This window comes from Streptomyces fildesensis (assembly GCF_016107395.1).
GTDB lineage: Bacteria > Actinomycetota > Actinomycetes > Streptomycetales > Streptomycetaceae > Actinacidiphila > Actinacidiphila fildesensis.
The window spans coordinates 13506-32945 of sequence record NZ_JAAIKO010000028.1 but is presented as its reverse complement, the minus strand read 5'-3'; the positions used below and the strand labels follow the sequence as shown (position 1 = coordinate 32945).

At 73.3% G+C, this 19440-nt stretch carries 16 protein-coding genes; 9 read left to right on the top strand and 7 right to left on the bottom strand.

What is annotated here, in order from left to right:
• The first annotated feature begins 79 nt into the window (after positions 1 to 79).
• A complete protein-coding gene (locus tag C6N31_RS28465) occupies positions 80 to 4819 on the top strand; it encodes a hypothetical protein (protein WP_138357782.1) in 4740 nt (1579 codons plus the stop codon).
• A 106-nt stretch (positions 4820 to 4925) separates the two neighbouring features.
• On the opposite strand, the gene C6N31_RS28460 is transcribed toward C6N31_RS28465, so the two are convergent.
• Positions 4926 to 5318 carry a hypothetical protein gene (locus C6N31_RS28460; RefSeq protein WP_138357783.1) on the bottom strand — a complete coding sequence of 131 codons (393 nt, stop codon included), beginning with the start codon at positions 5316 to 5318 and terminating at the stop codon, positions 4926 to 4928.
• 270 nt (positions 5319 to 5588) lie between these two features.
• On the opposite strand from C6N31_RS28460, the gene C6N31_RS28455 reads away from it, so the two are divergent.
• Genes C6N31_RS28455 through C6N31_RS28440 form a run of 4 tightly spaced genes read left to right on the top strand, consistent with a single transcriptional unit; the run spans position 5589 to position 9510 of the window.
• The gene (locus C6N31_RS28455; RefSeq protein ID WP_138357784.1) at positions 5589 to 8078 is read left to right on the top strand and encodes a sensor histidine kinase; all 2490 of its coding nucleotides are present in this window, start codon (positions 5589 to 5591) and stop codon (positions 8076 to 8078) included.
• On the top strand, positions 8075 to 8497 hold the full coding sequence (locus tag C6N31_RS28450; protein ID WP_138357785.1) for a roadblock/LC7 domain-containing protein: 423 nt from the start codon (positions 8075 to 8077) through the stop codon (positions 8495 to 8497). The genes C6N31_RS28455 and C6N31_RS28450 overlap by 4 nt, the downstream gene beginning before the upstream one ends.
• Positions 8498 to 8528: 31 nt before the next feature.
• Positions 8529 to 8921 carry a DUF742 domain-containing protein gene (locus C6N31_RS28445; RefSeq protein WP_138357786.1) on the top strand — a complete coding sequence of 131 codons (393 nt, stop codon included), beginning with the start codon at positions 8529 to 8531 and terminating at the stop codon, positions 8919 to 8921.
• Positions 8902 to 9510, top strand: coding sequence for a GTP-binding protein (locus C6N31_RS28440; RefSeq protein WP_138357787.1), 609 nt, complete (start codon positions 8902 to 8904; stop codon positions 9508 to 9510). Before C6N31_RS28445 ends, C6N31_RS28440 begins: the two co-directional genes overlap by 20 nt.
• 10 nt (positions 9511 to 9520) lie before the next feature.
• Here the strand turns inward: C6N31_RS28440 and glpK are convergent, their stop codons facing one another.
• The 5 genes from glpK to C6N31_RS28415 all read right to left on the bottom strand — a co-directional run bounded on the left by glpK (position 9521) and on the right by C6N31_RS28415 (position 14102).
• Positions 9521 to 11053, bottom strand: coding sequence for a glycerol kinase GlpK (gene glpK / locus C6N31_RS28435; RefSeq protein ID WP_138357788.1), 1533 nt, complete (start codon positions 11051 to 11053; stop codon positions 9521 to 9523).
• A gap of 11 nt (positions 11054 to 11064) precedes the next feature.
• Positions 11065 to 11796, bottom strand: a complete 732-nt coding sequence (locus C6N31_RS28430; RefSeq protein WP_138357789.1) for an MIP/aquaporin family protein — start codon at positions 11794 to 11796, stop codon at positions 11065 to 11067.
• A 152-nt stretch (positions 11797 to 11948) separates the two neighbouring features.
• A complete protein-coding gene (locus tag C6N31_RS28425) occupies positions 11949 to 13136 on the bottom strand; it encodes a lipid-transfer protein (protein WP_138357790.1) in 1188 nt (395 codons plus the stop codon).
• Positions 13133 to 13624, bottom strand: coding sequence for a Zn-ribbon domain-containing OB-fold protein (locus tag C6N31_RS28420; protein WP_138357791.1), 492 nt, complete (start codon positions 13622 to 13624; stop codon positions 13133 to 13135). Before C6N31_RS28420 ends, C6N31_RS28425 begins: the two co-directional genes overlap by 4 nt.
• 124 nt (positions 13625 to 13748) lie before the next feature.
• Entirely contained in the window at positions 13749 to 14102 is a 354-nt protein-coding gene (locus tag C6N31_RS28415) for an Mpo1-like protein (RefSeq protein ID WP_138357792.1), read from the bottom strand.
• A gap of 130 nt (positions 14103 to 14232) precedes the next feature.
• Between C6N31_RS28415 and C6N31_RS28410 the strand changes: the two genes are divergently transcribed.
• The 4 genes from C6N31_RS28410 (at position 14233) to C6N31_RS28395 (ending at position 18673) form a co-directional block, all read left to right on the top strand.
• Entirely contained in the window at positions 14233 to 15096 is an 864-nt protein-coding gene (locus tag C6N31_RS28410) for an NUDIX hydrolase (RefSeq protein WP_138357793.1), read from the top strand.
• Positions 15093 to 16124 carry a protein kinase family protein gene (locus C6N31_RS28405; RefSeq protein ID WP_138357794.1) on the top strand — a complete coding sequence of 344 codons (1032 nt, stop codon included), beginning with the start codon at positions 15093 to 15095 and terminating at the stop codon, positions 16122 to 16124. The genes C6N31_RS28410 and C6N31_RS28405 overlap by 4 nt, the downstream gene beginning before the upstream one ends.
• 47 nt (positions 16125 to 16171) lie before the next feature.
• Complete coding sequence (locus tag C6N31_RS28400) at positions 16172 to 17170, top strand: hypothetical protein (RefSeq protein WP_138357795.1); 999 nt, start codon at positions 16172 to 16174, stop codon at positions 17168 to 17170.
• Between the two features lie 195 nt (positions 17171 to 17365).
• Positions 17366 to 18673, top strand: a complete 1308-nt coding sequence (locus C6N31_RS28395) for an adenylosuccinate synthetase (protein ID WP_138357796.1) — start codon at positions 17366 to 17368, stop codon at positions 18671 to 18673.
• Here C6N31_RS28395 and C6N31_RS28390 read toward each other — a convergent pair.
• Positions 18583 to 19353, bottom strand: coding sequence for a M15 family metallopeptidase (locus tag C6N31_RS28390; protein WP_138357797.1), 771 nt, complete (start codon positions 19351 to 19353; stop codon positions 18583 to 18585). The two genes, C6N31_RS28395 and C6N31_RS28390, sit on opposite strands and share 91 nt — an antisense overlap.
• Positions 19354 to 19440 lie beyond the last annotated feature (87 nt).

Genomic DNA, 19440 nt, shown 5'->3' with positions numbered 1-19440 from the left:
GCCAAGAAGACCAGCACAGCCACTCCTGAGCCGTAACCACCCGCGCGCCCACCCGCGCAGATAACGAGAGTCCGCCGCCATGTACGAGCTGTCCCGGCTCCGCCTGTACTCCATCGGCCCCGCCGGTGCGCGGTACGCAGACACCGTCCTGGACCTGCGGGGTGTCGGCGCGCCCGTACCGCAGCCCGCGCCCGCCCAGGCCGAGTTCTTCCAGGACGAGCCGACCGGCCCGCTGCGCCGCCCCGCCCCCGCGGGCGTGCTGTTCCTGGAGAACGGCGGCGGCAAGTCCGTCCTGCTCAAGCTGATCTTCTCGGTGATGCTGCCCGGCCACCGCAACACCCTCGGCGGGGCCAGCTCCGGCGTGCTCCGCAAGTTCCTGCTGGCCGACGACTGCGGGCATGTGGCGCTGGAGTGGCAGCACACCGTCACCGGCGAGCTGGTGGTCGTCGGCAAGGTCAGCGAGTGGCGCGGCCGCCAGGTCTCCTCCGACCCGCGCAAGTTCGCCGAGGCCTGGTACTCGTTCCGCCCCGGCCCCGGGCTCAGCCTGGACTCGCTCCCGGTCGCCGAGTCCACCGCCGTCCGGCCGCCCGCCGAGGGCGCCTCGGGCGCGACGGGCCGCCGCCGCACCATGAAGGGCTTCCGCGACGCCCTCACCGAGGCCGGCAAGTTCTACCCGCACCTGGAAGTGGTGTGGGAGGAGATCCACGACCGGTGGAACGAACACCTCGGTGAGATCGGCCTGGACCCGGAGCTCTTCCGCTACCAGCGGGAGATGAACGCCGACGAGGGCGAGGCGGCCGGGCTCTTCGCCGTCCGGCACGACTCCGACTTCGCCGACCTGCTGTTGCGCGCCGTCACCGACACCCGGGACACCGACGGACTCGCGGACCTCGTCCACAGCTTCGCCGGCAAGCTCGGCCGCCGTGCCGAACTGACCGCGGAGCGCGACTTCACCGCCGGCTCGCTGGAGCTGCTGGAGCGGATCGTCGAGCACGCCAGTGCCCGTGAACTGGCGCGCGGCATCCACACCCAGTCCGAGCGGCGCACCCGCGCCCTGGCCCGCCGGCTGTCCGCGCGCGCCCGGGAGGAGCGCGGCCGCGGCGCGGAACTCGCGCAGAACACCGACCGGGCCGCCCAGGCCGTCACCGACGCCGACCGGGCCCGCGGCCGCAGCGCCCTGGTGGCCGCCGAACTCGCCTACCGGCACGCCTCGCTGGCCCTCGCCGCGTCCGACAAGGCCGCCGCGGGACTGCGCCGCGAGCTGAACGAGGCGCGCACCCTGCACTCCGCCTGGCAGGCGGCCGAGACGGTGCTGCGGCACCGCGCCGCCGGAGACCGGCTGGCCCGGGTCAGCGCGGCCATCCAGGAGGCCGAACGCGACGCGGCTCCCGCACTGGCCGCCCGCACGCTGGCCGCCGGTGACCTGGTGCGCGCGCTGCACGCGGCGGCGGACGGCGCCGACCAGCAGGCGGACCGCGAGGAGGAGCGCTCCGCCGCGCTCCAGGAGCAGTCCATGGCCGCCCACCGGGACGCCACCGCCGCGGCCACCGAGGCCCAGCGGTCCCGCAGCGAGGCCGGCCACCTCGGGCAGCGGCTCGCCGAGGTCGCGCAGGAGACGGCCGAGGCCGTCGGCGCCGGCTGGCTCGACGACTCCGCCCCGGACGCCGACCCGGCCCGTGCCGCACTGGAGGCCTCCGACGCCGAGCGCGTCGCCGCCGCCGGCGCCGAGGCCGCCCGGGAGACCGCGCGCCAGGCCGCGGAGCACGCCCGTGAGGCCGCCGCGGCCGAATCCCGGGTGGAACTGGCCGCCGCCCGCGCCGCGGACGCCCTGGCGGCCGCCGAGGCCGCCCACTCCGCCGACTTCCGCGTCGCCGAGGCCCTCGCGGCAGAACCACGGCTGTCCGAACTCCTCAGCCTGCCGGGCCCGACGGCGAACGAGTCCGTCACCCGGGACGCCATCCCCGGCCCCCGCGGCTCGGCGGCCTCCGCCGGCGACCGGCACCGCCCCGACGCCGCGCCCGCCGCACCGCACCGCCCCGACGCCCGCCCGCTGGGCGCCATGGAGCTGGACGCGTTCGCCGAACCGCTGCGGGAGCTGCTGGACGGCACCGTCGCGGCCGCCGAGCGGCAGCTGTTCGACCTGCGCACCACGGCCGCCGACGACGCGCGGATCCTGGCGGCGCTCGGTGACGGCGGCCTGCTGCCGCCCGGCCCCGACGTGCTGGCCACCGTGGAGTACCTGGGCGAGCACGGCATCCCCGCACTGCCCGGTTGGCGCTACCTCGCGCAGGCCGTGGACCCCGCGGACCACACCGCCGTGATGTCGGCGCGCCCGGAGCTGGTGGACGGCGTCGTCGTCACCGACCCGGAGACGTACCGCAGGGCCCGCGAGGTCCTCGCGCAGGCGGCCCTGCTGCCCCGCTCGACCGTGGCGGTGGGCACCGCGGCCGCCCTGCTCGCACCGACCCCCTCGGGCGGCGACGGGTCCGACGTGTTCCTCGTCCCGCCGAACCCCGCGATGCACGACGAACTGGCGGCCGACGGCGAACGCCAGGAGCTGCGGACCCGGGCGAGCGCCCGGGAGGCCGAGATCCGCGCGCTGGCCGCCCGGCTCGGCCATGACCGGACGCTGGCCGCGCGGCTCGCGTCCTGGCGGTCCGGCTGCCCGCAGGGGCAGCTCGGCCAACTCGCGGTGGCCGTGGAAGCGGCCGTGGAGGCCGTGGCGGCGGCCCGCGCGGAACTGACGGAGGCGCGCGCCCGGCGCGCCGAGGCGGACGAGGTGTCGGCCGAGGCGGCCCGGGAGCGCGACGCGCGCCAGGACGCGGCGCAGCAGGCCCGGCGCCGCGCGGACCTGCTGGCCGGGCTGGCCCACCGGCTGCGCGAACGGGCCAACTGGCAGCGCCGTACCCGGGAACTGACCGAGGACGCGTCCGAGGCCGAGGCCCGCGCCGAGACCTGTCTCGCACTGGCCCAGGCGGCCGACGAGGACCGCAGGGCCGCCCAGCGCGGCGCGGACGACGCCCGCCGCACCGCCCGGGTGCTGCGCGCCGAACGCTCCGAGATCGCGGGCGCGCCCGACGAGCCCGCGCGGGACACGGCGCCGCCCTCCGGCGAATCGCTCCCCGCGCTGCGCGAGGCCTACCGTGCGGCCTCACAGCTGTACGAGCAGGTCGGCGTCGGCGCGGACCTGCGCGCCGAACAGGCCCGCGCGGAGAGCACCGAGAGCTCGGCCCTCACCGAACTGGACCGGCTGACCAACAAGGTCCGCAGCCGCGCCGCCCAGCTCCTGGAGGGTTCCGACGGCGCCGACGGCCCGTCCCGGCAGGCCGCCGCGGCCCGCGCCGAGCAGCTCGTCCAGACCATCGAGGCCCGCGCCTCCGCGGCCAGCGAGCAGCTGGGCCGGCTGCGCGGTGAATCCGAGCGGCTCGCCCCCGCCACCGGGGAGTCGCACACCGAGCTGCCCGCCGGACTGCTGCCGCGCGACGCCGGGCACGCCCAGGAGCTGCTGCGCGGCGCCAACGGCGAACTCGCCGCACGCACCGAGGCACTGGACGAGGCCCGGGGCGCGCACGCGGACCTGGTGCGCTCGCACCGGGCCGCGGAGGACGCGGCCGGCGGCTTCGACGAACTGGCCGCGCTGCTGCGCGATCTGCTCAGGGACGGCCCGGCGACCCACGAGGAGGCCGAAGCGGAGCCCGAGCCCTACGCGGGCACCCTGGAGGAGGCCCGTACGGTCTCCGCCGAGGTCCGCCGGAGCCTGCGCGGCTGCGCCACCGACCTCTCGGCGGCCGAATCGCAGCTGCGCGAGGCGTCCGACATCCTCGTGCGCCATGCCAACGCCGCCCGGTTCGAGCAGGTCAGGACCCCGGCCCGGCAGCAGATCCGTGAACTGCCGGCGGCCGGACTGCCCGAGCACGCGGCGGCCTGGGCGGTGGCGTTCGCGCCGCGGCTGCGGGTGCTGACCGACGAGATGCAGCAGTTGGAGCGCAACCGCGACAGCATCGTGGACCGGCTGCGCGGCCTCGTCGAGTCCTCGCTCGCCACCCTGCGCTCCGCCCAGCGGCTCTCCCGACTCCCCGAGGGGCTGGGCGACTGGTCCGGGCAGGAGTTCCTGCGGATCCGGTTCGAGGACCCGGACCACGCGGCGCTCACCGAGCGCCTCGGCGAGGTCATCGACGAGGCGACGAGCGCCGCCGTCCGCAAGAACTCCGACCTGCGCCGGGACGGGATGTCCCTGCTGCTGCGCGGCGTCGCGGCGGCGCTCCAGCCGAAGGGGATCTCCGTGGAGATCCTCAAGCCGGACGCCGTGCTGCGCGCGGAGCGCGTCCCGGTGGGTCAGATGGGCGATGTGTTCTCCGGCGGCCAGCTGCTCACCGCGGCCATCGCGCTCTACTGCACGATGGCGGCGCTGCGCAGCAACGACCGGGGCCGCGACCGGCACCGGCACGCCGGCACGCTCTTCCTGGACAACCCCATCGGCCGGGCCAACGCGACGTATCTGCTGGAGCTGCAGCGGGCGGTCGCCGACGCGCTGGGCGTCCAGCTGATCTACACCACCGGCCTGTTCGACACCACGGCGCTCGCCGAGTTCCCGCTGGTCGTCCGGCTGCGCAACGACGCGGACCTGCGCGCCGGGCTGAAGTACATCACCGTCGAGGAGCATCTGCGGCCCGGTCTGCCCGTCCAGGACACCGGCAGCGAGACGGTGCACGGGGAGATCACGGCCACCCGGATGTTCCGCCGTCCGCCGGAGCAGTCACGACCGCAACCGCAGTCGCAGGAGGCTCCGTCACAGGAAGCTCAGCCGCAGCCCCGGTAGCCGTGGTCGGGCCGGGGCAGGAGCGGGGGCCGGCGGCCGGGTCCAGGGTCCGGATCCGGCCCCGGGGGTCCTTCACGGCCGGTTCAGGGGCCGCCGCACGCCCGGTTCAGGCCCGCGACAGCGACCGGGGTATGTGCCCGCGCGGCTTCGGCTTCCCCGCGGTCCGTTCCTTGCGCCGTGCCCTGCGCCGCTCCCGGCGCAGCGCCCGCGCGGCGCTGCTCGGGCTGGAGACCACGCCGTTGCGCTGGTTCCACACCTGCCGGGTCACCCACACGTCCAGCACCGCCCAGGTGGCGACGATCGTGCTGACCACGGTGAAGATCATGGCCGGAGCGGACCACCAGGAACCGCCGAAGGTCAGCAGCGTGGTGATCACCGCTTCTATGAGGGTCACGGACGCGATCATCACGGCGCGGACGGCAGCGGCCCGGACAGGATCGGCCATCCGCGGGGTACCGACGGGATCTTCGACCCACAGGGAGAGGGGTTCTGTGTCCATGGAAGGTGACTGCCCGCAAATCGCCCTCGACATTCCGCAGTACCTTTCCAGCCACTCGCGGCAACGGTGCATCGCGCCCGAACCGGGGTGTCCCGCACCACCTTGCCATCCGGGTTGCCCGGATTAAACCCGAAAACAAGCCATCGGAAAATCTGGCCGACGGACTCCGGCCACCGGACTGGCTTTCGAGTTACCTGTGAGGCAGTAGTAGGCTCGCGCAGATTCCATGCGATCGAACACCCCCCGAACGGGGCTGACGTTGGGGAGGCCATGCGCTTTCGCGGTACGACGATCCGCCGGAAGATCGTGGCGCTGCTGCTGATTCCGCTGGTGTCGCTCACAGCCATCTGGGCATTCGCCGCCACGCTCACCGGCCGCGAGGTCTGGGGTCTGCTGGACATCGAGCGCATCGTCAACGACGTCGGCTACCCGACCGAGGACGCGGTCCAGGCCCTGCAGCAGGAGCGGCGCGCCGCCATCCTGTACCTGGCCGACCCCCGCCGTTCGGACTTCAAGGCCGGGCTGGCCAAGCAGGAAGCCGTCACCGACAAGGTCTTCGCCAAGTTGCGCACCAACGCGTTCGACTCGGGCGTCAGGTCCGACCTCAGCGGGGAGGCCAAGCTCCGACTGGACGCCGTGACCCAGGGGTTCGAGGGACTGCCCGCGCTGCGCGCCAAGGTCGACGGCCAGACCATCACCCGTAACGACGCCTTCGGCGCCTACAACACGATGGTCGACCCCTGCTACGACTTCCTCGACTCGCTCAGCCCGCTGAACAACGTGTCGCTCGACAGGCAGGGCCGCGCCCTCATCGTGATCACCCGGGCCCGGGAGGCGATCAGCCGCGAGGACGCGCTGATGGCCGCGGCCATCAGCGCCGGCCGGATGAGCCCGCAGGAGTTGCGTTCCTTCACCTTCGCCGTCGGCGAGGAGCGGGACTACTACGACGACAACCTCAAACTCCTTCCCGACGACGAGCGGACGCTCTACGACGAGTTCTGGCGGGGCGCCACCGGCAAGGCACTGCGCACCGCGGAGGACTCCGTGATCGCCGCGGGCGCTGCCGCCGCGCCGCGCGCCGCCGACCGGGCCTCCTGGCTCGGCACCGCGACCACCGCGCTGGGCGACCTCGACCGGATCGGCGTCCAGTCGGGCGACCTGCACAAGAAGCGCGCCGAGCCCTACGCCCTCAAGCTGTTGATCATGGCGGCCGTCGCGGGCGGCCTCGGCCTGATCGCCGTCTTCGCCTCGATCTTCGTCTCGGTACGCATCGGCCGCAGCCTGATCCGCGACCTGTCCGGGCTGCGCAAGGAGGCCCAGGAGGTCTCCGGCACCCGGCTGCCGCGCGTCATGCGGCGTCTCGCCGCCGGCGAGAAGGTCGACGTCGAGACCGAGGTGCCGCGGCTGGAGTACACCGACGACGAGATCGGGCAGGTGGGCAAGGCCCTCAACACCCTGCAGCGCGCCGCCGTCGAGGCGGCCGTCCGCCAGTCCGACATGCGGCGCGGCGTCTCCGACGTCTTCGTCAACCTCGCCCGCCGCAGCCAGGTCCTGCTGCACCGCCAGCTCACCCTGCTGGACGCCATGGAGCGGCGCACCGAGGACACCGAGGAACTCGCCGACCTCTTCCGGCTCGACCACATGACCACCCGTATGCGGCGGCACGCCGAGGGCCTGGTGATCCTCTCCGGTGCCGCGCCCTCCCGGCAGTGGCGCAAGCCCATCCAGCTCATGGACGTGGTGCGCGCGGCGGTCGCCGAGGTCGAGGACTACGAGCGCATCGAGGTCCGCAGGCTGCCCAGGCTGGCGGTGGCCGGCTCGGCCGTCGCCGACGTGACGCACCTGGTCGCCGAACTCATCGAGAACGCCGCCGTGTTCTCCCCGCCGCACACCGCGGTCCGGGTGCACGGCGAGCACGTCGCCAATGGCTTCGTCCTGGAGATCGACGACCGAGGCCTCGGCCTCACCCCGGACGCGCTGCTGGAAGCGAACCTGCGGCTCGCCGAGACCCCCGAGTTCGAGCTGTCCGACACCGACCGCCTCGGCCTCTTCGTCGTCAGCCGGCTCGCGCAGCGGCACGGCGTACGTGTCTCCCTGCGCCTGTCGCCGTACGGGGGGACCACAGCGGTCGTCCTCATCCCGGCCACGCTGCTCACCGATGCCGGTGAGGACACCGGAGCGACCCGCCTCGGCGGGATCCTCGGGGCGGAGGAGATCGACATGGACCCGACCGGAACCGAACTCTCCTTCCGGCAGTGGGGACTCGAGACCGCCGGGAGCGAGAACGGCAGGGAGCACGTCCAGGTACCGGACATCGCCCCCGAACCCGTCGCCCCCGGTCCTGACGGCGGTGACGGCGAACCGCTGCCGCTGCCGCGCCGCCGGCGTACCGCCCCGGTCCTGGTCTCGGACCGGGGCCGCCCGGTCGCCCCGCCGACCGTCCCCGCGGCCCGCTCCGCGGAGCCGTCCGGCCCGTCGGCACCGACGGCGGCCCTGCTGCCGAAGCGCGTCCGGCAGGCCAACCTCGCCCCGCAGCTGCGCGTCGAATCCGTGTCGCAGGACACCGGGACCGCGGTGCGGCCCGGCGCCGGGGCACCGCGCGAACGCACCGCCGACGAGGTGCGGGACCGGATGGCCGCGCTGCAGCGCGGCTGGCAGCGTGGGCGCGAACACGACATCGCAGAAGACAGCGTCGGCCCGCACGGCCCGGGCGACGAACCAACAGCACCGAGAACGACTCCTGAGGGGAACGGTCGATGACCGCACCATCGAGCCCGACACGCGAGCTGAGCTGGCTCCTTGACGACCTGGTCACCCGCGTGGCCAGCATCCGCAAGGCCCTGGTGCTCTCCGGCGACGGCCTGGCGATCGGCGCTTCGGACGGACTGACCCGCGAGGACTCGGAACACCTCGCCGCCGTCGCCTCCGGCTTCCACAGCCTGGCCAAGGGCGTCGGCCGGCACTTCGACGCGGGCGGGGTCCGGCAGACCATGGTGGAGCTGGACGACGCCTTCCTCTTCGTGACCGCGGCCGGCGACGGCAGCTGTCTCGCGGTACTCAGCGACGCCGATTCCGACGTCGGGCAGGTGGCGTACGAAATGGCGCTGCTGGTCAAGCGGGTCGGCGCCCACCTGGGCACCGCGCCCCGCACCGACAGCGGCGCGGCCCTCAGCGGCTGACGGCATGACCTGAGGACGGGTACGGGGTGACATGACTTCAGAAAAGGACCGATGGTACGACGACGCCGCCGGCCCGGTGGTGCGTCCGTACGCGATGACACGTGGCCGCACCAGCCACGCCGCCGAGGGCCGGCTCGACCTCATCGCCCTGGTGATGACCGAGCCGGAGGGCGAGGACGGCGCGGCCGAGGGCGATCACACGCTGTCGCCCGAGCACCTCGACATCGTCGACCGCTGCCAGCTGATGGCGACCTCGGTCGCCGAGCTGGCGGCCGATCTCGATCTGCCGGTGGGCGTGGTGCGCGTGCTCGTCGGCGACCTGCTGGACGCGGAACTCGTCCACGTCAGCATGCCTGTTCCGCCGGCTGAACTGCCGGACGAGAGCATTCTCCGAGAGGTGATCAATGGGCTTCGGGCGCTCTGACCGACGCCGCAGGTCCGCCCCCGATCCGGTAGCGCTCAAGCTGCTGGTCGCGGGCGGTTTCGGGGTCGGCAAAACGACGTTGGTGGGTGCGGTCAGCGAGATCAGGCCGCTGCGCACCGAGGAACCGCTCAGCGAGGCCGGCCGGCCGGTCGACGACATCCACGGTGTCGAGGCGAAGAGCACCACCACCGTCGCCATGGACTTCGGGCGGATCACGCTCCGCGAGGACCTGGTGCTCTACCTGTTCGGCACGCCGGGACAGGACCGCTTCTGGTTCCTGTGGGACGAGCTGGCCCAGGGCGCGCTCGGCGCGGTCGTGCTGGCCGACACCCGCCGCCTGGAGGACTGCTTCGCCGCCGTCGACTACTTCGAACGGCGCGGCATCCCCTTCACGGTGGCCGTGAACGTCTTCGACGGCGCCACCCAGCACGCGACGGAGACGGTCCGCGACGCGCTGGACCTCGACCCGCACGTACCGGTCGTGATGTGCGACGCGCGGGACCGGGCCTCCGCCAAGGAGGTGCTGATCACCGTGGTCGAGCATGCCGCGAAGGTGGCGGCGGACCGCCGGGAGCCCGCCGCCACCTGATGCCGAAGGTCTAGGGCCGGTCGTCCTGACCGTCCTCGTCCTGCCAGCCGAAGCTGCGCTCGACGGCCTTCTTCCACCGCCGGTACTCGCGCTCCCGGGTCTGCTCGTCCATGCCCGGGGTCCACTCCGTGTCGCGCTTCCAGTGCGCCTTGAGGGTGTCCAGGTCCGGCCAGACCCCGGTGGCGAGGCCGGCCGCGTAGGCCGCGCCCAGACACGTCGTCTCGGCGACCACCGGCCGGATCACCGGCACCCCCAGGACGTCCGCCTGGTGCTGCATCAGCAGGTTGTTGACGGTCATGCCGCCGTCCACCCGCAGCGAGGTGATCCGCACCCCGGAGTCCTGGTACATCGCGTCGACGACCTCGCGGGTCTGCCAGCTGGTCGCTTCCAGCACCGCCCGCGCGAGGTGCGCCTTGGTGACGTAACGGGTCAGACCGGTGATCACCCCGCGCGCGTCGGAGCGCCAGTACGGGGCGAACAGACCGGAGAAGGCGGGCACGATGTACGCGCCGCCGTTGTCCGCGACGCTGGCGGCCAGCGGTTCGATCTCGTCGGCGGAGCGGATGATGCCGAGCTGGTCGCGGAACCACTGCACCAGGGCGCCGGTGATCGCGATCGAGCCCTCCAGGCAGTACACCGGCGCCTCCCCGCCGAGCTGGTAGCCCACGGTGGTGATCAGGCCGTTCTTGGAGGGCACCGGCCGGGTGCCGGTGTTGAGGAGCAGGAAACTGCCGGTGCCGTAGGTGTTCTTGGCCTCGCCGGGTTCGTAGCAGGTCTGCCCGAAGACGGCCGACTGCTGGTCGCCGAGCGCGGCGGCCACCGGCACCCCCGCGAGCTGGCCGACGGCGGTGCCGTACACCTCGGAGGAGGACCGGATCTCCGGCAGGATCGCCTCGGGGATGTTCATCGCGCTGAGGATCGACGGCTCCCACTGGAGCGTTTCCAGGTTCATCAGCAGGGTGCGCGAGGCGTTGGTGACGTCGGTGACGTGCACCCCGCCGTTGACACCGCCGGTCAGATTCCAGATCAGCCAGGAGTCGATGGTGCCGAAGGCGATCTCGCCGTTCTCGGCGCGCCGCCGCAGGCCCGGCACGCTGTCCAGCAGCCAGGCCGCCTTCGGCCCGGAGAAGTAGCTGGCCAGCGGTAGCCCGGTCAGCTCGCGGAAGCGGTCCTGGCCGTCCTGGCCGCCGAGTTCGTCGCAGAGCGCGGCGGTGCGGGTGTCCTGCCAGACGATCGCGTTGTGCACCGGCCGGCCGGTGGCCCGGTCCCACAGCACCGTGGTCTCCCGCTGGTTGGTGATGCCCAGCGCGCTGAGCTGGTCCGCGCGCAGTCCGGCCTTGGCGAGCGCGCCCGCCACCACCGCCTGCACCTTGGACCAGATCTCGGTGGCGTCGTGCTCCACCCAGCCGGGCCGGGGAAAGATCTGCCGGTGCTCGCGCTGGTCGACGGCGACGATGGAGCCGTCGGTGTCGAAGACGATGCACCGGCTGGAGGTCGTGCCCTGGTCGATGGCGGCTACGTACGTGACGGACTCGTCGCTCATGACGGCTTCCCTTAGAACGCGGCGTTGTAGAGGGCCCCCGAGAGCGCGCCGCCGATCAGCGGACCGGCGACCGGCACCCAGGCGTAACCCCAGTCGGACGTGCCCTTGTTGGGGATGGGCAGCAGTGCGTGGACGATGCGCGGGCCCAGGTCGCGGGCCGGGTTGATGGCGTATCCGGTGGGGCCGCCGAGCGACAGCCCGATCCCGACGACCAGCAGGGCGACGATCAGCGTGGTGGTGCCGGACTCGCCCAGGCCCTTGTTGCCGGGGATGGCGAGCACCGGCAGCACGAGTCCCATGGTGGCGATCACCTCGGTGACGAGGTTCTGCCAGGGGACGCGGATCTCGGGGACGGTCGAGAAGATCCCCAGGGTGCCCAGCGGTTCCTCGTCCTGGCCGGTGTTGGCGGCGAACTGGCCGTAGTAGGCCAGCCAGGCCAGGGCCGCGCCGGCCATCGCGCCGATCAGCTGTCCCGCCAGGTAGTACGGGGTCTGGTCCCACTGGCCGGTGTCGATGGCGATGCCGAGGGTGACGGCCGGGTTGAGATGGCCACCGGACAGCGGCCCGGCGGTGTACGCCCCGGCGAGGACCCCGAAGCCCCAGCCGAAGGCGATCACGATCCAGCCGGAGGCTCTCGCCTTGGAGTGCTTGAGGGTGACCGCCGCGCAGACCCCGGCGCCGAACAGGATGAGGATCGCGGTACCGATGATCTCGCCCAGGAAGACGTCTCCGTTGGAATGCATGGCGGGCTCCTTCGTGCGGGCTGCACTGACCGGGCTTGTGCCATCCGAAGAGCGCGCGCGACATCACCAGCGGTGGAAAAGGACCTCCCGCGGGCCTGCGCACCACCGGAAGTGTTCACCTGGTGTGATGGAGCGTCAAGGCCGCGAACGGTTCACCGCACGGCCACCACCGAGGAGCCGTGGCCGAACAATCCCTGGTTGGCGGTGATCCCGGCCCGGGCGCCCGGCACCTGCCGGTCACCCGCAAGACCGCGCAACTGCCAGGTCAGCTCGCAGACCTGGGCGATGGCCTGGGCAGGTACCGCCTCGCCGAACGAGGCCAGTCCGCCACTGGTGTTGACCGGGATCCGGCCGCCGAGCGCGGTCGCGCCGTCCCGCAGCAGCTTGGCGCCCTCGCCGGGCGCGCACAGCGCCAGGTCCTCGTACCACTGGAGTTCCAGGGCGGTGGACAGGTCGTAGACCTCGGCCAGGTCCAGGTCCGACGGGCCGATCCCGGCCTCCTCGTACGCGGCCGCCGCGATGGATGCCCGCAGTCCCAGCGCGGGCGGCTCCACCGCGGCCGCCGAGTCGGTGGCGAAGTCCGGCAGGTCCAGCACGGTCTTGGGATAGGACGGGGTGACGGTGGAGACCGCGCGGATCCGCACCGGGTCCGTGGTGTGCCGGCGGGCGAACTCCATGCTGGAGAGCACGACCGCGGCGGCCCCGTCGGAGGTCGCGCAGATGTCGAGCAGCCGCAGCGGATCCGCGACGACCGCGGAGGCGGCCACCTCGTCCGCCGAGACGGCCTTGCGGTAGCGGGCGTTGGGGTTGGCGGCGCCTGCTGCCGAGTTCTTCACCTTGACCTGCGCGAAGTCCTCCAGGGTGTCGCCGTGCAGGGCCATGCGGCGGCGCGCGTAGAGGCCGAAGTACGTGGGGTTGGTGGCGCCCAGCACACGGAAGCGCAGCCAGTCCGGGTCGTCGGGGCGGTTGCCGCCGGCGGGGGCGAAGAAGCCCTTGGGCGCGGCGTCCGCGCCGATGACCAGGGCGACGTCCGCCATCCCGGCCAGGATCTGGGCCCGCGCGGCGTTGACGGCCTGCGCGCCCGACGCGCAGGCGGCGTACACGCTGGTGACGCGGGCGCCCTGCCAGCCCAGCGCCTGGGCGAAGGTGGCGCCGGCGACATAGCCGGGATAGCCGCCGCGTACGGTGTCCGCGCCCACCACGAGCTGGATGTCGGTCCAGGCCAGCCCGGCGTCGGCGAGGGCCGCGCGGGCGGCGGCGACGCCGTACTCGGTGAAGGACCGGCCCCACTTGCCCCACGGGTGCATGCCCGCGCCCAGCACTGCCACGTCGTCCGTCATCGGTCGCCTCCCAGGGGCTGCCAGTGCCAGGTGGTCCAGGTGGTCTCGTCGTCCTCGTTGAGCACACCGGGGACGAGTTCGACCTCCATGCCGACGGCGAGGTCCGCCAGGGCGGTGCCCGGGGCGGCCTGGCCGAGCACCACCATGCGCTCCGCCGCGAGTTCGACGGCGACCAGGACGTACGGCTCCCACTCGCGGGCGGGGTCGGAGACATAGGGCGCGGGCGGCCGGTAGCGCCCGTCGGTGTACGACCAGACGCGGCCGCGCCGGGACAGCGGGGTCTCCTCCAGCGTGGTGCCGGAGCAGGCCGGGTTGCGGCAGAAGGTGTCCTCCCGGGGGAAGAACACCGAACCGCAGTCCTGGCAGCGGGTGCCGATCAGCCGGAAGTCCTGGTCGGCGCCGGTGCCTTGGGCGGCCGGTCCGTCGTCCGTGTGCGGTCCGGCCTCCGTGAACCAGCCGGCCACCACAGGTTTGCGCGCTCGCGCCACGTGCCGCCTCCCCTTTGAATCTGACGGTTCGTCAGAAGTCTGCCACGGCAGGGCGGGAGAGGGAATGGCGGGGCCGGGGCCGGGCGCCGGGCCCGGTCGTCCGGAAGGCGCGTGCGCGGCCGGGTCAGTCCTGCGGCTGCTCCGCGAGCCACTTCGCGGCGATGTCGCCCAGTTCCGCGTCCCGGCCGGCCAGCATCGTCGCGATCATCTTCGCGTCGCCGCGCAGCGACCAGGCGGGGTGGCCGAACGAGGCCGGGTTGTTCTTCTCGATCAGGAAGTGCGCCGGCCAGGCCGTCCCGTAGCCGATCAGCGGCAGCGCCGCCAGATACCGCCGGCGCCCCCGGGCCAGCCCGTACGCGCTGATCGCGAGCCCGGTCAGCGTCCCCGTCAGGTGCACCCAGCGGGTGGCGGACCGGGAGTGCATCGCCACGTAGTAGGGCCAGAAATCCTCGAACGAATCGAATGTCCGCTGCGTCATGTCCGCACGCTAACCCCGGGGCCCGCCCGGCCGACAGGCCCCGAACACCTGGACGCCGTCAGAGGGCGGTGCTAAGTTCTTCTCGAACAGAGAATTACTCAATGTGAGAAGAACTCGACGAGGGGAAGCCATGGCACCGCAGCAGGAGGAGGACCGCTTCCTCGCCGCCTACGACCCGCGCGCCTTCGACCCGATCGCCGTGACCGTCGACGTGGTCGCCCTGACGCTGCGCGAAGGCGCCCTCCATGTGCTGCTGGTCCGCCGGGGCGCGCCGCCGTTCGAGGGCGCCTGGGCGCTGCCCGGCGGATTCGTCCGGGCCGGACGCGAATCGCTCGGCGAGGCCGCGGCCCGGGAGCTCGCCGAGGAGACCGGTCTCGACGCCGCCGACGGGCTCGGCCGGGTGCACCTCGAACAGCTCGGTTCGTACGGCCGCCCCGAGCGCGACCCGCGGATGCACGTGGTCTCCGTTGCCCACCTCGCCTTCGCTCCCGACCTCCCGGACGCGAGGGCCGGCAGCGACGCCGCGGCGGCCGCGTGGATCTCCGTCGTAGAACTTGAACCCGGATGGCAACCGGACGCGGCGGACCCGCGTCCCAACGAACAGGGCCGGCGGTCCGGGGCCCACGGGGGTGGTCCCGGCCGCCGGCCCGAAGGCCCCGAGCTGGCGTTCGACCACGCCGGAATCCTCGCCGACGGCCTCGACCGCGCGCGCTCGAAGATCGAGTACACGCCGCTGGCCACCGCCTTCCTCGGCGAGGAATTCACCATCTCCGAACTGCGCGCCGTCTACGAAGCCGTCTGGGGCGCGACCCTGCACGCGGGCAACTTCCACCGCAAAGTGCTCTCGGTCCCCGGCTTCGTCGAGTCCACCGGAGGCACCGCCACCCACGGCAGCGTCCGTGGCGGCCCGCGCGCCCGGCTGTACCGCGCGGGCGACGCCCGCCTCCTGCACCCCGCCCTGCTGCGCCCGGACCGCGAGGAGACCGTGCGATGACCCTCACCAGCGGCGCCGTCCACACCTTCGACCAGGCACTGGACGCCCTGCGCCACGGCTTCCCCGAGGACTTGGCGGCCGCCACCCGGCTGCACCGCCGGCTGGCCCGGCTGCTGCACCCCGACACCGCGCCGCCCGGCCGCCGGCCGGAAGCCTCCGCCGCCTTCCTGGCCCTGGCCGAGCGGTGGCGGGAGTACCTCGACGCCGCGAACCCCGCACCCCGCACCGTCACCACCCGCCGGCACACGTACCTGCTCGGCGACCCGCAGGCCACCGGCGACCTCGCCGTACTGCGCCGCGCCTCCTACCGGCGCGCCGACGGGACCCGGCACGACGCGCTGCTGAAGATCCCGCTGCAGCCGTACGACAACGATCTGATCGAGCACGAGGCCGCTGTGCTGACCCGCCTCGACACCGAGGCGGAACCGCGCCACCGCGCCTACGCCCCGCGGCTGATCGAGACGTTCCGGCACCGCGACACCGGCGGCACCGAGCGCCGGGTCAACGCGCTCGAACCGCTGGACGGCTTCCACAGCCTCGCCGAGGTCGCCGCCGCGTACCCCGGGGGCCTCGACCCGCTGGACGCCGTCTGGATGTGGCGCAGGCTGCTGGTCGCGCTCGGCTGGGCGCACCGGGCCCGGCTGGTGCACTGCGCGGTCTTCCCCGAACACGTCCTCATCCACCCCGGGCTGCACGGGCTGGTGCTCGTCGACTGGTGCTACGCGACCGCCACCGGCACCACCGCGCCGGTCCTCATAGAGCGGCACCGAGACCGGTATCCGCCCGAGATCCCCGGCCGGCGGCCGGTCACCGAAGCCACCGACCTCCACCTCGCGGCGCGCTGCATGGAGCACCTGATGGGGGAGCGCACCCCGAAGCCGCTCGCCGCCTTCATCCGCGGCTGCACGCTCCCCGGTGAGGCGGGCCGGCCGCACGACGCGTGGCGGCTGCTCGCCGAGTTGGACGAGCTCCTGGACCGGCTCTACGGGCCGCGCACCTTCCGCCCGTTCACCATGCCGGCCGCATAGCGACAAACCGACAACTACACCCGATCACATCAACAAGGGGGAACACCATGGGCAGCGGAAGCTGGTCGACCAATGTCTACGACGCCGCCGCACGCTACCGCGCCGCATCCGGCGCCGGTGCCTTCGCGTACAGCGACCACGTCACCTCGTCCGCCCCGCGCGGCTCCTGGACGGCGCACCCGTCCCTCGACCCCAAGGACCTCACCGTCCGCGAGAGCCGGGACTCGGCGGAGCACCCCGCATCGGTCGCCATCTCGGTGCTCTTCGACGTGACCGGCTCGATGCGGTCCGTCCCGCAGACACTGCAGACCAAACTGCCCGAGCTGTTCGGGCTGCTGCTCCGCAAGGGCTACGTCGAGCACCCGCAGATCCTCTTCGGCGCGGTCGGCGACGCCACCTGCGACCGGGTGCCGCTGCAGCTCGGCCAGTTCGAGTCCGACAACCGGATGGACAACGACCTCGGCAACATCCTGCTGGAGGGCGGCGGTGGCGGGCAGATGACCGAATCGTACGAGCTCGCCATGTACGCGATGGCCCGGCACACCTCCATCGACTGCCACGAGAAGCGCGGCCGGCGCGGCTATCTGTTCCTCATCGGCGACGAGATGCCGTACGGCAAGGTCAAGGCCCGCGAGGTCCGCGACGTCATCGGCGACGACCTGCGGGAGGACATCCCGATCACCGCGATCATCGCCGAGCTGCGCCGGAAGTTCGACGTGTACTACATCCTCCCGGCCGGGTCCTCGTACGTCGGCAACACCGAAGTCCTCGGCCTGTGGCGCAAGCTGCTCGGCCAGAACGTCATCGAACTCGACGACCTGGACGCGGTCTGCGAGACGATCGCGCTCACCATCGGTCTCGGCGAGGAGGCCATCGACCTCGCGGAGGGGCTCGCCGACCTCGACGACGTCGGCTCGGACGCGGGCGCCTCGGTCGGCAAGGCCCTCGCCGCGATCGGCCGCGACCGCGCCACCGGCCCGGCCGCAGGCGCCCCCCTGATCGACGGCGCGACCACCACCGGAGCCGCGGGTACGACGCGTCTGTGAGCTGAACAGGGACGCGCCGGCGGGGGCACGGCGGGGTGTCCCCGCAGGGCGGCGGACGAACCCGACCGGCACCTTCGAGCGGACACGCGCGTTCGCCGCCCGAGGAGATACCCCGGCGGGCCCCCGACCTTCGCACCGCACCGCGCGGAGGCGACCGCCTCGCCGAAGCGACCAACGAACCACCCCGGAGGGACCATGCACACCATCGTCGCCGACCTCGGCTACGGGGACGCGGGCAAGGGTGCCGTCGTGGACCGGCTCTGCTCGGCGGAGCCGGTCCGGGCGGTGGTCCGCTTCAACGGCGGCGCCCAGGCCGCGCACAACGTCGTCACACCCGACGGACGCCACCACACCTTCGCCCAGTTCGGCTCCGGCACCCTGCGCGGGACACCCACGTACCTGTCCCGCTTCATGCTCGTCGACCCGCTCGCACTGGCCGCCGAGGCGGACCACCTCACCGCGCTCGGCGTCCGGGACCCGCTGTCGCTGCTCACCGTCGACCGGGACGCCGCGCTCACCACCCCGTACCACGCGGCCGCCAACCGGCTGCGCGAACAGGCCCGCGGCGGGGAGCGGCACGGCTCGTGCGGGATGGGCATCGGCGAGACCGCGGCCTACGCGCTCGCCCACCCCGAGGACGCGCCCCGGGTGGGCGACTGCGTCTCCCGTCCCCGTCTGCTGCGCAAACTCGGGCTGCTGCGCGACCGGTTGTCCGACGAGCTGGGGCGGCTGCCGGCGCCGCCCGTCGAGCACTGCGCGGACGCCTTCGCGGCGTTCGCCCGCGCGGTCACCCTGGCCGGCGAGGGGCATCTCACGCGGCTGCTGGCCGAGGGGCCGGTCGTCTTCGAGGGCGCGCAGGGCGTCCTCCTCGACGAGTGGCACGGCTTCCACCCGTACACGACATGGTCGACCACCACCTTCGCCAACGCCGAGACGCTGCTGGCCGAGGCGGGCGGGGCGGGCACGGCGCTGAAGCTCGGTGTCGTGCGCACGTACACCACCCGGCACGGTCCAGGACCGCTCGTCACCGAGGACCCGGAACTCGCCCGGGAGCTGCCGGAACCGCACAACGGTCACGGCCGCTGGCAGGGCGCTTTCCGCACCGGGCACTTCGACGCGGTGGCGCACGCCTACGCCGTCGAGGTCTGCGGGGGAGTGGACGCGCTGGCAGTCACCCATCTCGACGCCCCCGCCCGCTGCCCCGGACTGCGGATCGCCCGCGCCTACGGCATGGACGGGCGGCTGGTCGAACGCCTGCCGGCCGGCGCCCCCGGCGATCTGGGGCGCCAGGCCGGGTTGACGGCCCGTCTGGAGGCGGCCAGACCGGCCGTCTGGGAGACCCCCGGTGCCGACCCGGCCGCCTGGTCGGCCGCCGTCGGCGAGGCGCTGTCCGTACCCGTCGCGCTGGAGTCCTACGGGCCGACGTGCGCGGACGTCAGGGACCGCCGGGAGACCGGGAAGTCGAAGTACGTGTCGGGGAACCGCTCGGGTGTGTACGTGTAGTGCCACCACTCCTCGGCGAGATTGACGAAGCCCAGTCCTTCGAGGGTGCCCTTGAGCAGCAGGCGGTTCTCCCGCTGCACACCCTGGATCCGCGGGTCCAGGGTGTGCGAGAGCGTGTCGAAGTAGTCGAACGGGGTCCCCATGTCGACGCTCCCGCCCGAGAGTCGCACGATGGTCACATCCATGGTGCTGCCCCGGCTGTGCCCGGACCTGGCCGCGATGTAACCGTCCTCGAACAGCCGCGACTTGTCGACATTCGGATAGAACTCGCTCTTCATCCGCTGGTCGTCGAGGTCCTTGGCCCACGCCACGAAGTGGTCGACGGCGCGCTGCGGCCGGTAGCAGTCGTACACCTTGAGCGAGTACCCGCGGCGCAGTAGCTTCAACTGCGCCGCGTGCAGGGCCTCGGCGGCCGGCCGGGTCAGCAGGCAGATCGGCTGCCGGTAGCCGTCGATGGGCACCCCGACGAAGTTGTGCGCGGTGGCGTAGCGCATCTCCTGGAGGATCGTCGGGTCGACGTCCCGCAGCGCCACGAACGCCTTGGGGGCCTTCGGCCCGCCGCCCCCGTGCCCGTCCCCGGACCGTGCCTGCGCCGGTGCGGCGGCGGTGCCCGCAGCGACGGCGATGAGCGTGGCGACGGACACGGCGAGGGTGCGGAGCACGGTCGTGAGTCGTGGCATGGGTCCTCCAGCGGTCGGACGGATGTGTCGGACGGAGTCAGGCGTGATCGTTCGGGCCAGGCGTGATCGTTGACGCGGAACAATGTC